Origin of the sequence: Cronbergia sp. UHCC 0137, from assembly GCF_034932285.1 — a bacterium.
Taxonomy (GTDB): Bacteria; Cyanobacteriota; Cyanobacteriia; order Cyanobacteriales; family Nostocaceae; genus Cronbergia.
The window spans coordinates 71,773-84,843 of the sequence record NZ_JAYGHC010000021.1; the positions used below are offsets into that span (position 1 = coordinate 71,773).

Below are 13,071 nucleotides of genomic sequence, written 5' to 3' on the forward strand. Positions count from 1 at the left end.
ATTATTTATCCCCACAATCGCCTTCCAGTCTTCCCATTTAACCTGTCGTGAGTATCTGCTAACAAAACCGGAATATCTAAATTTTCAGGACATCTAGGCAGACAATCACCGCATTCTGTACAACGATTACCTTTCATTCCTGGAAACCAATGACCGGCATTTTCAAACATTGCGTAACGATATTTTCCATAGTCTGTCATATTATAAGCCACGGCTAAATTTCGTAATCTTAAAACTTCAGGAATATTAATATTTTCTGGACAAGGTAAACAAGCATAACATTGACTACATTTATCAGTTTTTAAAATACTTTTTTGCTGATTTTCTAAACTTTGAAAAATAGTAACTTCTTCCTCTGTTAAATGATCGCTACTATCAGCAACTTGCAAAGGTTCGATTAATTCCTCTGGAGTTGCAGCCCCTACACTCAAGGTAGTAATCCGATGATCACTGAGCAAAAAACGATAATTTAACTCTAACGGTGTAAATGGCTGAGTAAGTTCTTTTAAAGTTTGAGAAGGTGTATAAAGTCTTCCTCCTTTATCAGCAGGAGAAATAATAAAGATACCCATATCTTTCTCAGCCGCTAACTGAATTGCTGGGGCGTTGCGCTGAAAAAAATAGTAATAATGCAAATTAATAAATTCAAATAAATCTGTATTGATAGCTGCTAAAATAATATCTAAGGGAGCATGGGTAGAAAAACCAACGTGTCGCACCCGTCCATCATTTACGGCTTCTTGTACTGCTTGCATACAGCCGTTTTTAGTTTGTACCCATTCTAGATGTTGTTGGGTATTTAAACCATGTATTCCCAAACAGTCAATATAGTCTAAATTTAATGTTTTTATAGATTCATTAATCCACTGACGCATGGTGTCAGCATCGGGGGTTGGGGGGATTTTGGTAGTGATATGTAGCTGTGTTCGTGGTACTGAAAAACCATTTTTTAAAGCCTGACCAAGATACTCCTCACTTTTTCCGTAACCTCTGGCTGTTTCTAGGTGATTAATTCCCAAAGATAAAGCTTTTTCAATGGTATTTTTGGCATTTTCGGCATTAGCCAAATAACGCATTGTTCCTAAAGAAAATACAGAAAGTTGTAAATTAGTTTTACCAAAACGTCGGTATTGCATAATTAAAGTTTTGAGTGCTGGATACTGAGTAAGGGTTGAAAAATAAAGAATTTAATCGGTTTATTTTCTTTATCTTGCTTTTTTAACTGTTGATTGTTTGTGATTTTTCCTCAGCATTCAGCACTCATTACCTAGCATTAACTACTTAACATTTGCTTAACTATCGCCATTACCAAATCGCTTGATTAAGTCCTCTGGACGGAGATTAGAAATGAACTCGCGGAAAGCTTCTTGTTCAGCTTCGTCAGCGTCGCGGTCAACGGGAATAGAAGCATCAGCAACTACTTCCTCCATCACCCAAATTGGCGCATTTGTACGGAGAGCGATCGCGATCGCATCACTAGGACGAGCATCAATTTCTTTTTTACTTTCCCCTTGCTGAACAATCAAAACTGCATAAAATGTATCCTTTTGCAAGGAATGAATGATCACTTTTTCTAAAGTTATATTCCAGGATTCCAGAAAATTTACCATCAGGTCATGGGTTAAGGGTCTAGGAGGTTTTTGATTCTCCAGCGCCCCCATAATTGCCCTAGCCTGTTCCTGTCCTATGTAAATTGGCAAAGCACGACGATCTGAACTATCCTTCAGAAGTACAATCGGGCTACGGGTTATGGCATCTAATGCTATGCCAGCGACTCTCATTTCAATCATTGGCGAAGCCTCTAAAATCCTTTGATTGCTTGGTAATTATGTGGCAGATAATACACTTGTCGAGTTTTTCTTGGGGCAACAATAAACATAGGCTTTTCTTTTCTATAATTGCTTCTATTAAACTCCGAACTGGTGGTGAACTCTAGAATTAGTTAACTCAAGATTGAAGGATAAAGGTGGGTATTGATGACCCCTAGAGAGATGAACTAAGAATATCGAAGTATTCTTTTGATTTTTTCTCTCTCAAAGGTAAGACATTTACCAGTATCTTATACCAATTTAAAGTTTTAGATTTTGGATATTACTCAAGACTCAAAAAATAATAACTCAATTTGGTATCTATGACTTTATTGTTTATCCTTCACCCTTGATACTTAATACTTCGTTAGTCTAAAGGCTGTTCCGAAACAATCACCTAATTTAAACAAGTATGCCTGAAAATTGATGCTAATATGTTAATATTCATCTACCCAAAAAAGACAGAAATTATACTTAAATGTTCCAAATTTGTTATCAGAATCATCAGTTAATTTACACTGAAATTAGGCAACAAATAGAGTTAAGTTAGGCAAAAACCGTGTTTACAGGATTAATTCAAGCATTAGGTACTATCAAACCCGTGGGGGGTGACTTTTGGCAAATTACTTGTGTCAGTAGGTCAGAAACAATTATCCAAGATTTGACTTATGGGGACAGTGTGGCAGTGGATGGTGTATGTCTGACGGTTGAAGAAGTGTTAACAGATGGATTTATCGCCACTGCTTCACCAGAAACCCTGCGCCGCACAACTTTAGCTCAAGTAGAAATTCAACAGAGATATGTGAACCTAGAAACGTCGTTGCGGGTGGGTGGTAAAGTCGGCGGCCATTTTGTTATGGGTCATGTTGACGGGACTGGTCGATTAATCTCAGCAGAACAAACAGCCAGTTCTTGGGAAATGACCTTTGCTGCATCAAATAATATAGCTCGATATATTGTCCCCAAAGGTAGTATTGCTGTCAATGGCATCAGCTTAACGGTAGCCGCCTACGAATCAGAACTCTCTCAGTTTACAGTAGCAGTGATTCCCTTAACCTATAGTGAAACTAACCTTAGTCATTTAGTTTCTGGTAGTTGGGTGAATCTGGAAGGCGATATTCTCGGTAAATACGTCGAAAAATTCCTCTCTCCAGGCAAATTAGACCATCAAGAGGAAATCACACCCGCATTTTTAGCTGAACACGGGTATTTATAGGAGGCAGCACTTCTCTTCGAGACGCTTCGCGAACGGCTACGCTCAGTGACCGGGGGCAGGGGGCAGGGGGCAGGGGGCAGGGGGCAGGGGAGGAATAATTAATTTATCACCAATTACCCATTACCAATTACCAATTACCAATCACCCATTCCCCATTACCCATCACCCATTACTTATTCTGGTAGTCGTGCGGTGCGTGTACTTCTGATCAATTGGCTGAGGGAAGTTTCTAACTGTACACCTGGATTAACTGCAACCCATCCGTTTTGTGTTAGGTGGCGAATTTCATAGTGTAGGTGAGGACCCGTTGAGTTGCCGGTGCTACCAACTCGGCCAATTACTGTTCCTGGTTCAACCCACTGACCAGGACGGACAAAGATTTCTGATAAGTGACCGTAGAGAGTTTGTTGGGCAGAAGCATGATTGATCATTACTGTCAACCCATAACCGCCTACCCAATCAGCAGTTTCTATTTGACCTTTTGCAGTTGCTAAAACGGGTGTTCCCATGGGCGCACCTAAATCTGTACCAGCGTGGAAACGGCGATCGCCTGTAATTGGATGAATCCTCCAGCCAAACAATGAGGTAATTGGCGCGGGAACAGCTAACGGGAATCTCATCCCCGAACCACCACCATAATAAGCAACTGTTTGATTATAAGAAACTTTAGGTAATACTGAAGCCAGCGCGAAGTCGTAAGACACTGTACTGGTACGTGGTGCCACATTACCCTCAATCATTGGTGGGGCTAAAGTCCCGATCTTGGCAGCAATGGGACTGGAATTTACAGTAGTGGTGGCAAATTCGCTGGGTTGAGGGATAAACCTATTGGGACGATAGGCTGTTTTTGTATGACTGCTACCGTTAATTGCACGACCTACGGTTTGAGCCACCCGTTCAACTCTTGTGGATGGAACGCTCTGGTTCTCGACTTTAGTTGTACTTGGTTCTACTTTAGCTAAACTGGCATTTTCGCTTTTTTTCAGCCAAGTAGGCGCTGATTTCCCTTGAGAATTAGCTACAGAATTATTTTCAGGTGCTTTGTTACAAGCTGCACTGGAGGCTTTTCCGGCTGATAAAACTGTGCGACAAGCGCTAGAGCGTTCTGTAATTACTACAGAACTGGGTGGTTGATATTTACCCGTAGCCGTGTTGTCATAACTATTGGTGTCAATATAGGCGTTATTGAAATCCTTTGTTTTGCTTTCTGTTGCTCTAATAGTGGTAGTTGAATTATTGATCGGTTGAGCAACTTCTGAAACGTTCTTAGGAGAAGATTGGGGTTTAGAAGTTCTAATAATAACAGCAGGTTGAGACTTTTCTACTTTTGGCTTAGATTGTCTGATTGATTGTATTGCTTGAGTAACATTTTCTCCCTGAAGTTTCTTTTTGAGTTTAATTCGCCGTTCAGAAAAATCTGGCTTGGATGGAGATAATTTTGGCGCAATATTCTCTTGCTTTGCTACTGCTGGTTCAGAATTTTCAATGGTGGGAACGATATTGTCTATTGATGTTTCTGTTTGAGCAACTACGAAACCACTACTTAAAAGGCTCAAGCTGCTTAACCAACAGAGGCTTTGGGCTGGTAAGGTAGAGGCAAATCTTTTAGTCTTGCCACCTTGCTGCTGTAAAGAATACAAATTTTTATGGGCAGATTTATTGCGCTGTGTCATTTTTTCTCTCAGTTGTGTGTAATAAATCGAAAGAGATGATGCTAATACAGCCGACGGAAATCAATTAATTAAAATTCTTTCACAGAAGATCGACGATAACCCAAACTGATTGTACCGGGTTCAAGGACAATTTCCGGTGTTGTTAGTGAATTGGTATTCTGTGTTGTCATTTTTAAGCGGAGATTCCCTTGGGAATTTACACCAACTACAGTCCCTAAAAGATTATTGACATAAACTTGATCACCCATGTTTGTGAGTAAATTGACATAGTTAGATAGGAGTATGTCTATTCCTCCTTGGGTTAGACACTCTATCCCGGCTTCTATTCCCAGTAAAACGGTGGAAGTTAGAACTTCTAGACAAGGAATTGTCCGAAAATTCTGGGATTCCTGCCACAGTTTTAGATTGATGCCGGTTTCTGGTACTGGGTTAGTCCAGTTAATACCAACACCTATCACTGCTTGGCTGATTTGTCCTTGATGGACTTTGGTTTCAGTTAAGATGCCGCCTAATTTGCGACCACTTAATACTAAATCATTTGGCCATTTTATTCCCACATTCACACCGCATTTTTGTAATTGTGTGGTAATTCCCCAGGCACTAGCTAAGGTTAATTGATAACCATCGGTAGCTGCTAATTTAGGTGTAATGGCAACCGAAAGATATAAGCCCCCAGTAGGAGATACCCATTGACGACCCCATTGCCCTCGTCCGGCGGTTTGTTGGGTAGCAATAACTACTGTTCCTGGTTTTGCTCCTTGGTTGAGTAATTCCCAGAGGGTTTGATTTGTTGAGGCAAGAGAATCAAAAATATGTAGAGAAAATGGTAAGTTTGAATACTTGCGTTCGGTTTTTAAGGTGTCTATCAAAAGTTGCTGATCAAATTCCACAGCAGTTCCCATAAGTCTCGTTGTTCAAGTTAGCATTAATGAGCGGTGTTTATTTTTTGTTTAGGTTTGGTTTAAGATGCACACTTGGCGCTGGCACAATTGGGAAGGTCTACCTTACCTGAGTTGTAATATTTTAGAACTTTGGCCTCATGCTTTTTTTACCCAGCAGTTTTGGCCTCGTCCACCACAGGAATTAGTAAATGTGCTGCAACCAGACGCTTCAGTTTATCGCTTACAGCAGGTACATGGCAATACTGTTCTCACTCCCCAGGAAGTTGATTACCATTTAAGTACCAGTGAGGCTGAGTTGGCTTTGGCAGATGGTTTGATTAGTGAACAACCGTTACAAGCGGTGTGGGTTGCTTCTGCTGATTGTACACCTGTGTTGATTGGGGATGTACAAACTGGACAGGTGGCGGCTTTACACGCTGGTTGGCGGGGTACAGCAGCGAAAATTGTTCCCCAAGCGATCGCGCGAATGCAATCTCAAGGTAGTAAACTGGAAAATCTACGGATTGCCATGGGTCCTGCTATATCTGGGGAAGTTTACCAGGTTTCGGTAGATGTGGCTGTGGAAATAGGCAGCACCATTGTACCAGATGATCATCCCGAAAAGATGATTGCTGGGTTACATAATTTGCCTAATTCTCCTCTGTTTGCAGATCCTCAACCGGATAAGGTACGGTTAGATGTACGCAGGGTGAATGCTTTACAATTAGATTCCCTGGGGATTAGTCCTGAACAAATAGCGATCGCTCCCTATTGTACCTTCCAACATTCTGAACATTTCTTTTCTTATCGTCGGGAAAAACAGAAAAAGGTACAGTGGTCGGGAATTGTCAGTGTTTAGTAAAATAGAGTCATCAGCTTTAAAAGAAAAGGAAAATTCCATTATGTCATCTCCAGCGATCGCTACTGTCATTAAGATGATGGAATCTTTATCTGAAGACGTACAAGACAAAGTTGCAGAACATCTTCGAGAATATCTGGAAGATTTACAAGACGAAATTAAATGGGATAATTCATTTAAAAAAACTCAAGCACAATTGATGGCATCTGCTCAACGAGCTAAAAGAGAAATTGCACAGGGACTTGCAAAACCAATGGACTATGACAAGTTATAAATTCAGAATTTGGATATGGCTTCAAAAAAAAGTAGATTTGGGGTATCTAGATATAGAGGTAATGAACACCGATGAAATCAGCAACCCTTTCTTCTTTTTGGGATCAGTATCAGTCTGTTGACAAGCAAGTTAGAAATAGTGCAAGAAAAGCTTATCGGTTATGGAGAGAAAATCCTTTTCATCGATCTTTACACTTTAAATGTATAAATAATAAGGAAAATATCTGGTCTGTGAGGATAAACCGCAGTTATCGAGCAATTGGGATTTTAGAGGGTGATACAGTTACATGGTTCTGGATTGGTAATCATGACGATTATGAGAACTTTTTTTCATAAGATGATCGCTATTTTTTTACCACTAATTTTGTTATATTTTGAGGGATTCGAGATGATTATTTGGGTAAACGAACAAATTGATCCATCAGGACTAATATATGCCTGTATTGCTTGTTGTAACGAGTCTCATGCTCAAGATTGCCATGATTCATTTAAGTCTAATTTAACCGACCAGCAAAAAATTGATGGATGGGTAGCACAGTTACGGATAGTGGAATCTTGGGATGAAGTACCAGTGAATGCTTTAAAACTCAACTAAAACAGTAATTCTTTTATTCCTTTGCCTACTCAAAATGTATGTATTTTCAAAATACATGAATATATAGTGAAAACGGCTTAATAGTTTTATTTTACAGTAGGGGTTGAGCATCGCTAAACCCTTACAAGTCTGGTTTATTGTAATCTTATAAAAGTTAATTTTCCATTTGTGTTTGGTATAGCAATTTGTGAATTAGAAGAAGAAAGAATTAACAACTAGATTGGGAAATTTTATATAAAAAGAATTATTAAATCCACCTTATTAATTTTTTATTGATCAGCAAACAACATAATTACCTATACCCAATGATAGAGATAAATTTTATTCCAAGAGAATGATGAAAATTAAAGGAAAAAAAGCCCTAATAAAAGGGAGTAAAGTTATTGTTTTGAATAAATCTTGAATATGATTTTTGAGAAATTCGTAACTAACATCATTTGTATAATTCTGGGAGAATATTAACTATGGTCATAGGTGTGCGTAAACGTGCCATAAGTGTATTTGCCCATCGTCGTGATATTGAACAGGCATTGCATGAATTGAAAAATACAGGCTTTGCGATGGAAAGAGTTTCTGTTATTGCCAGAGATAGCGATCGCAAAGACGATATTGGTGAAACTAAAGTTCAAGAAAAAGTTGGTAACAAAGCCGATGATGGTGCGACAGTCGGGGCAATTTCTGGTGGTACATTAGGTGGTTTAACAGGCTTATTAGTTGGTTTGGGAACTTTAGCATTACCAGGAATAGGTCCAATTATGTTAGCTGGGGCTACAGCAACCACCTTAGCTACAACGATCGCTGGTGCGGGTATTGGTGCAGCAGCAGGAGGTTTAATTGGTTCGTTGATTGGTTTAGGAATACCAGAAGAACGAGCAAAAGTTTATCATGAAAGAGTAGAGAGGGGCGACTATTTAGTAATAATAGAAGGCACAGATGCAGAAATTGCCAATGCTGAGGCAGTTTTCCATCGTTGGGGTGTTGAAGAGTTTGAAATTTACGATCATCTTGATCATGAAAAAGAAACTGTTGATATAACTCATCGGGATGTAACTCATAGTAGAAATGCCATTGGTTACTTTTCTTCCTTACAAGATGCAGAAGCAGCAATCAACGATTTACGAAATGTAGGTTTTCCCTTACACCAAATTTCCTTGACCCACAACAAGTATCTAGATAGGAATGCTTTAGCGGGAATTAAAACTAGCGATCGCTTTGAAGAATCTAATACTCTAGGTCTTCGAGACGACCAGACTAGATTTTATCAAAAACGCATTCAGAATGGTGACTATATTGTGACGGTAAAAGGTAGCGAAGTTGAAATCCATCGCGCTACTGAAATTCTCCGTCAACATGGAATCCAACAATGGCAAATTTACGAACCAAATGGTCATCAGAATATATCTTCACAAACTAGAAAGCGCTCAATTGGTGTATTTTCCCATCGTCGAGAAGCAGAAGCAGCACTACAAGAATTACACAATGCCGGCTTCCCCATGAACCAAGTTTCTCTAATTGCTAAAAACGCCAATAACACCAATATTGATAGAGACCTTAATCAAGGGAATAAAACCGGTGAACCGATAAAAACTGGCGCTGCTACAGGTGGTGCTGTAGGCGGTTTAGGTGGTTTATTGGTTGGTCTTGGCACATTAGCGATCCCCGGAGTTGGTCCCGTGATGGCTGGTGGTGCGGTAGCGACAGCATTAGCCACAACCTTAACAGGTGGTGCTGTAGGTGCAGCTATAGGTGGTATTGCAGGGGCATTGGTAGATTTAGGTATACCAGAAGACAGAGCGCGAATTTATAGCGATCGCTTTCAACAAGGAGATTACTTAATCATGGTAGACGGCACAGAAGCCCAAATTCTCCAGGCTCAAACTATTCTCAACCGTCAAGGAATCCAAGATTTTTCTGTTTTTAATAGCCGGGATATGGATGAACATCAACCTTTAGAACCAGTTAAACATACCGACACTATTTCTGCAAATTACCCAGGAGAATCACCTGTAGTTGTCATTGACCACCGACAGCCCGAAAGAATCTAAGCAGATTAAATTAGTCTATCAAATAGGAGCAAAAAACAAAAACTTGCTCCTACATCCTTAAATCAGTGAACATAATTGTTCCTAATTCTTCACCTCACATTCATCATTTATTTATATCCAGCATTAAACCAATGAACAAGCTAACTCCATTCTTAATTAGTTCTCTACTAGCCTTTGGTTCAGTAGCTTGTAACGACACAGCCAAAACAACTGTCACCGCACCTGAGCCTGGACAAGCTCCAGTAGCACCAAATGGACAAGTTACACAAGAAGCCAGAGAAGACGCTCAAAGTGAAATCCGCAGAAGACAACTTAATGCAGATATTCGCGCCCGTGAAGAACGAAATTTGGCAACTGGAGATACTCAAGATAGAGCAGTTGGGGACTTGGCTAGTGAGGTACGTTCTAAATTAGAAGCTAATATCCCTGGTGGTCAATTAACAGTTAATGCCGCACAAGATGGTACAGTGACAGTAGTGGGAACTGTTAATGATCAGGATCAGTTAGCTAAAATTGAACCTTTAGCCAAGGAAATTAGAGGTGTAACCGATGTAATTGTTAACGCGACCGTTGCAACACCCAAAAGTTGAAGTGGCTAACGATTCCTTGTTGTACAAGCCGTAATGAGGTGGATAGAGATAAATTTTCAAGGCTAGAAGTCAGTAAATTAAGTCTAAAAGGTTAAATGTTGAAAGTTTGGGAATTGAAGCCTGGACTGTTATATTTATTTACGTCCAGTTACTGATCAATACTGTGGTGCTTGCCCAATTATAGATATTATGGAAACCAAAGAACAGCAACCAGCATCAGTCGATTCCACCTCACCATCAGGAGTATTATCCTTGGAAGGTACGGAGGCTAAAGAGCAGCCCAAGCTACCACCAGTTAATGCACCTGAAGCCCAATGGCAGCGAATTGTCAGACAAATTTCTGATTTTTTAGACGCAATACCTGATTATCTAGGCAGTTTTGTTAATAAAAACAAACAGGCTTTATTCACCATCGTTTTAATTATATCCGCAGTTATTGCCGTTAAGGTAGCTCTAGCCGTGCTAGATGCTATTCATGATTTACCTTTGCTGGCACTAATTTTTGAGACCATTGGCATAAGTTACGCCATCTGGTTTACTTTCCGTTATCTGCTCAAAACGGAGAGCCGCCAAGAACTATCACAGATGGTTAGTTCCGTCAAACAACAACTTATAGGTTAATAATTTACCAAACCATTAAGTACAACCAATGACCCAAGTAAATGTAGGGTTGGTATTATCTCCCCTACATTTTTTAATGAAGATAAAAACACAAATATTTTCTTAAAAGGACGTATTGCAATACCCCTTCCTCCAGGCAAACCTTAGATATTTTTCAGTCTACTTCCGCTTGAATTGACCGACGATATACTCCTTCTTGTTGCCAAAGTTCCTGATGAGTTCCCCGTTCCACTATCTTACCAGATGCCAAGACAATGATTTCGTCACAGTCTCTGATCGTGCTAAGGCGGTGGGCAATAATCACACAAGTACATCCACGACGACGTAAGTTATTATTAATAGTCTGTTCAGTTTCGGCATCAAGAGCGCTCGTTGCTTCATCCATGACTAAAATTGCTGGGTCAATTGCCAAAGAACGGGCAATTTCTAAGCGTTGTCGTTGACCACCACTCAAATTTGCACCACCTTCTAACAAATTTCCGTCCAAACCACCGGGAATTGAAAGAACTGTATCCCAAATTGCCGCATCTTTACAGGCATGAATTAATTGAGATGTGGGAATAGTTTCATCCCAAAGACTAAGATTATCTCGTACAGTACCCCCAAACAAGAAAATTTCTTGCTCAACCATGGCCATAGAATTGGTCATGACAGCGCGAGGAATAACTGTGCGTGGTTGTCCATCAAACAGAATTTTCCCTTCCCAGGGTTGATAAAGACCAGTAATTAGTTTAGCAATTGTTGATTTACCAGAACCACTGCATCCCACTAAGGCTAAACGCTTTCCTGGTTGGACAATACAACTAAAATTGGTGATTAATGGTTCAACTGTTGGGGAATAACCAAAGGTGATATTGTTTAGTTCTAAATGACCACGCAAGCGAAAATTATAGTGAGGATAAACTACCAGAGAATCAGAATTTTTCACCTGGGTATCAATAGGATTATTCAGAACATCATCTAACCGATTTAAGTCTCCTTCTAATTGTTGTAACTGACTAGCAAATTGGACAAGGTTAGTGATGGGTTCTTGGAAGTTCTGCATTAGTAATTGAAAGCCTATTAACATTCCGATACTAATTTGTCCTTCCATTACCTGTAAACCACCTACTATTAAAATGATGGCAGTATTCAGGTTAAATAGCAAATTTGGGAAGACAGTAATACTTAAATTAGTCATCTCTAAAGACTGTTGAGTATTAACCGTTTTGCTAAAATAACCAGCCCAACGAGCAAAAAAATCTGATTCTAGGGCAGAAGCTTTAAGGGTTTCAATACTTTGTAGAGCAGCAATACTGATTCCAGCAATTTTACCTTGATCTTGAGATAAACGCAGGTAAGCATCTTGTCGAGGACGGCTAACTAACTGCAAAATAATAATATTAATAATAGCAAAAATAATGGATATCAAGGTTAAAATTCCGTCGTAGGTGAACATGACCAGGGCGTAAAATATAACCATGAAGATATCAATGGTGTTGGTTGTAAGTTGGGTAGAGAGGATATCGGCAACACGATCATTTAAATGTACCCGATTACTAATTTCACCTGCAAAACGTTGAGCATAAAACTGGGCTGGTAAGCGCAAAATATGCCAGACAAATTGACTGGACATAGATATAGATAATTTAATCTTCAATTGTCTAAGCATTCTACGTTGCAACAGAGTTAATATTGCTTGAATGATAATTGTGAGGAATCCAACTAGCAATAAGGGATGAAGCCAACTTTGGCGTTGTTGCAATAGAATCTCATCTATCAAAATTTGACTAAATACGGGAATAGCTAAACCTGGAATTACTAACAGTAAGCTGGCTAGGAAGCTGTAGAATAGGGGTGATTGGGAATTTTTTAAGCGATCGCTCAACGCATCAATCAAGCTCGGTTTATGTCCCTGAGGGGTGAATGATTCCCCTGGTTCTAGCACTAACACAACCCCCGTATAGCTTTGATCAAACTCGTTGAATGTGACAGTACGGGGTCCTGTAGCCGGATCATTCAAATATACTCGTTCTTTGCCAAAGCCTTCCACCACTACAAAATGATTAAAGTTCCAAAATACTATGTAGGGTGGTGACATTTCCTCCAGTTGACTAATTTGCTTTTTAAAACCCTTTGCTTCCATTCCGTAATGACGTGCAGCTTTAAGAATATTAGAGGCTTTGCTACCATCACGGGAAACATCACACATTTGTCGTAGTTCAACTAAGGGAACAATCCGATGATAATAAGCTAAAATAATTCCCAAAGACGCAGCACCACATTCTACACTTTCCATTTGTAGGATAGTTGGTGTACGAACTCGTTTAGGTAATTTGTTATTCATATATAGCAGAAGGTTTGCACAAGTATCACTTATTTCAACCGTTATAAATATAAATCAGGTGCGTCAGTATTTTATCATTAGTCATTTTAGTCTAATTTATTTTGTCTGACGCACCCTAAAGACTTTGCATTTAAAACTTTTAGTTCTACTTTACGTTGTTATACCTTTGTCAAAGATACAAAAC

13 protein-coding genes are annotated in these 13,071 nt (G+C 39.5%); 8 read left to right on the plus strand and 5 right to left on the minus strand.

The window, feature by feature from the left end; translation table 11 throughout:
* Positions 1–5 precede the first annotated feature (5 nt).
* Both VB711_RS12960 and VB711_RS12965 read right to left on the minus strand, forming a co-directional pair.
* Positions 6–1,136 carry an aldo/keto reductase gene (locus tag VB711_RS12960; protein ID WP_323286478.1) on the minus strand — a complete coding sequence of 377 codons (1,131 nt, stop codon included), beginning with the start codon at positions 1,134–1,136 and terminating at the stop codon, positions 6–8.
* 156 nt (positions 1,137–1,292) lie between these two features.
* Positions 1,293–1,790, minus strand: a complete 498-nt coding sequence (locus VB711_RS12965) for a bifunctional nuclease family protein (RefSeq protein ID WP_323286479.1) — start codon at positions 1,788–1,790, stop codon at positions 1,293–1,295.
* A gap of 577 nt (positions 1,791–2,367) precedes the next feature.
* On the opposite strand from VB711_RS12965, the gene VB711_RS12970 reads away from it, so the two are divergent.
* Entirely contained in the window at positions 2,368–3,024 is a 657-nt protein-coding gene (locus VB711_RS12970; protein WP_323286480.1) for a riboflavin synthase, read from the plus strand.
* Positions 3,025–3,197: 173 nt separating this feature from the next.
* Here the strand turns inward: VB711_RS12970 and VB711_RS12975 are convergent, their stop codons facing one another.
* Complete coding sequence (locus VB711_RS12975) at positions 3,198–4,697, minus strand: M23 family metallopeptidase (RefSeq protein ID WP_323286481.1); 1,500 nt, start codon at positions 4,695–4,697, stop codon at positions 3,198–3,200.
* 68 nt (positions 4,698–4,765) lie between these two features.
* Positions 4,766–5,599, minus strand: a complete 834-nt coding sequence (locus VB711_RS12980) for a biotin--[acetyl-CoA-carboxylase] ligase (protein ID WP_323286482.1) — start codon at positions 5,597–5,599, stop codon at positions 4,766–4,768.
* Between the two features lie 64 nt (positions 5,600–5,663).
* Between VB711_RS12980 and pgeF the strand changes: the two genes are divergently transcribed.
* From pgeF to VB711_RS13015, 7 genes are all read left to right on the plus strand, one after another.
* Positions 5,664–6,437 carry a peptidoglycan editing factor PgeF gene (gene pgeF, locus VB711_RS12985; RefSeq protein ID WP_323286483.1) on the plus strand — a complete coding sequence of 258 codons (774 nt, stop codon included), beginning with the start codon at positions 5,664–5,666 and terminating at the stop codon, positions 6,435–6,437.
* A gap of 43 nt (positions 6,438–6,480) precedes the next feature.
* Complete coding sequence (locus VB711_RS12990; protein ID WP_323286502.1) at positions 6,481–6,711, plus strand: hypothetical protein; 231 nt, start codon at positions 6,481–6,483, stop codon at positions 6,709–6,711.
* Between the two features lie 71 nt (positions 6,712–6,782).
* Entirely contained in the window at positions 6,783–7,046 is a 264-nt protein-coding gene (locus VB711_RS12995) for a hypothetical protein (protein ID WP_323286484.1), read from the plus strand.
* 52 nt (positions 7,047–7,098) lie between these two features.
* On the plus strand, positions 7,099–7,305 hold the full coding sequence (locus VB711_RS13000) for a glycogen debranching protein (RefSeq protein ID WP_323286485.1): 207 nt from the start codon (positions 7,099–7,101) through the stop codon (positions 7,303–7,305).
* A 464-nt stretch (positions 7,306–7,769) separates the two neighbouring features.
* Complete coding sequence (locus VB711_RS13005) at positions 7,770–9,350, plus strand: histidine kinase (RefSeq protein ID WP_323286486.1); 1,581 nt, start codon at positions 7,770–7,772, stop codon at positions 9,348–9,350.
* 131 nt (positions 9,351–9,481) lie between these two features.
* Entirely contained in the window at positions 9,482–9,940 is a 459-nt protein-coding gene (locus VB711_RS13010) for a BON domain-containing protein (RefSeq protein ID WP_323286487.1), read from the plus strand.
* A gap of 189 nt (positions 9,941–10,129) precedes the next feature.
* Positions 10,130–10,561 (plus strand): CAAD domain-containing protein, encoded by a 432-nt coding sequence (locus VB711_RS13015; protein WP_323286488.1) that lies wholly within the window; start codon positions 10,130–10,132, stop codon positions 10,559–10,561.
* Positions 10,562–10,715: 154 nt separating this feature from the next.
* On the opposite strand, the gene VB711_RS13020 is transcribed toward VB711_RS13015, so the two are convergent.
* Positions 10,716–12,887, minus strand: a complete 2,172-nt coding sequence (locus tag VB711_RS13020) for an NHLP family bacteriocin export ABC transporter peptidase/permease/ATPase subunit (protein WP_323286489.1) — start codon at positions 12,885–12,887, stop codon at positions 10,716–10,718.
* Positions 12,888–13,071 lie beyond the last annotated feature (184 nt).

Coding starts and splice junctions, on each gene's coding strand:
- VB711_RS12960 (WP_323286478.1), bottom strand. CDS start 1,136: ATGCAATACCGACGTTTTGGTAAAACTAATTTACAACTTTCTGTATTT.
- pgeF (WP_323286483.1), top strand. CDS start 5,664: ATGCACACTTGGCGCTGGCACAATTGGGAAGGTCTACCTTACCTGAGT.
- VB711_RS12995 (WP_323286484.1), top strand. CDS start 6,783: ATGAAATCAGCAACCCTTTCTTCTTTTTGGGATCAGTATCAGTCTGTT.
- VB711_RS13020 (WP_323286489.1), bottom strand. CDS start 12,887: ATGAATAACAAATTACCTAAACGAGTTCGTACACCAACTATCCTACAA.
- VB711_RS12965 (WP_323286479.1), bottom strand. CDS start 1,790: ATGATTGAAATGAGAGTCGCTGGCATAGCATTAGATGCCATAACCCGT.
- VB711_RS13015 (WP_323286488.1), top strand. CDS start 10,130: ATGGAAACCAAAGAACAGCAACCAGCATCAGTCGATTCCACCTCACCA.
- VB711_RS13010 (WP_323286487.1), top strand. CDS start 9,482: ATGAACAAGCTAACTCCATTCTTAATTAGTTCTCTACTAGCCTTTGGT.
- VB711_RS13000 (WP_323286485.1), top strand. CDS start 7,099: ATGATTATTTGGGTAAACGAACAAATTGATCCATCAGGACTAATATAT.
- VB711_RS13005 (WP_323286486.1), top strand. CDS start 7,770: ATGGTCATAGGTGTGCGTAAACGTGCCATAAGTGTATTTGCCCATCGT.
- VB711_RS12975 (WP_323286481.1), bottom strand. CDS start 4,697: ATGACACAGCGCAATAAATCTGCCCATAAAAATTTGTATTCTTTACAG.
- VB711_RS12980 (WP_323286482.1), bottom strand. CDS start 5,599: ATGGGAACTGCTGTGGAATTTGATCAGCAACTTTTGATAGACACCTTA.
- VB711_RS12990 (WP_323286502.1), top strand. CDS start 6,481: ATGTCATCTCCAGCGATCGCTACTGTCATTAAGATGATGGAATCTTTA.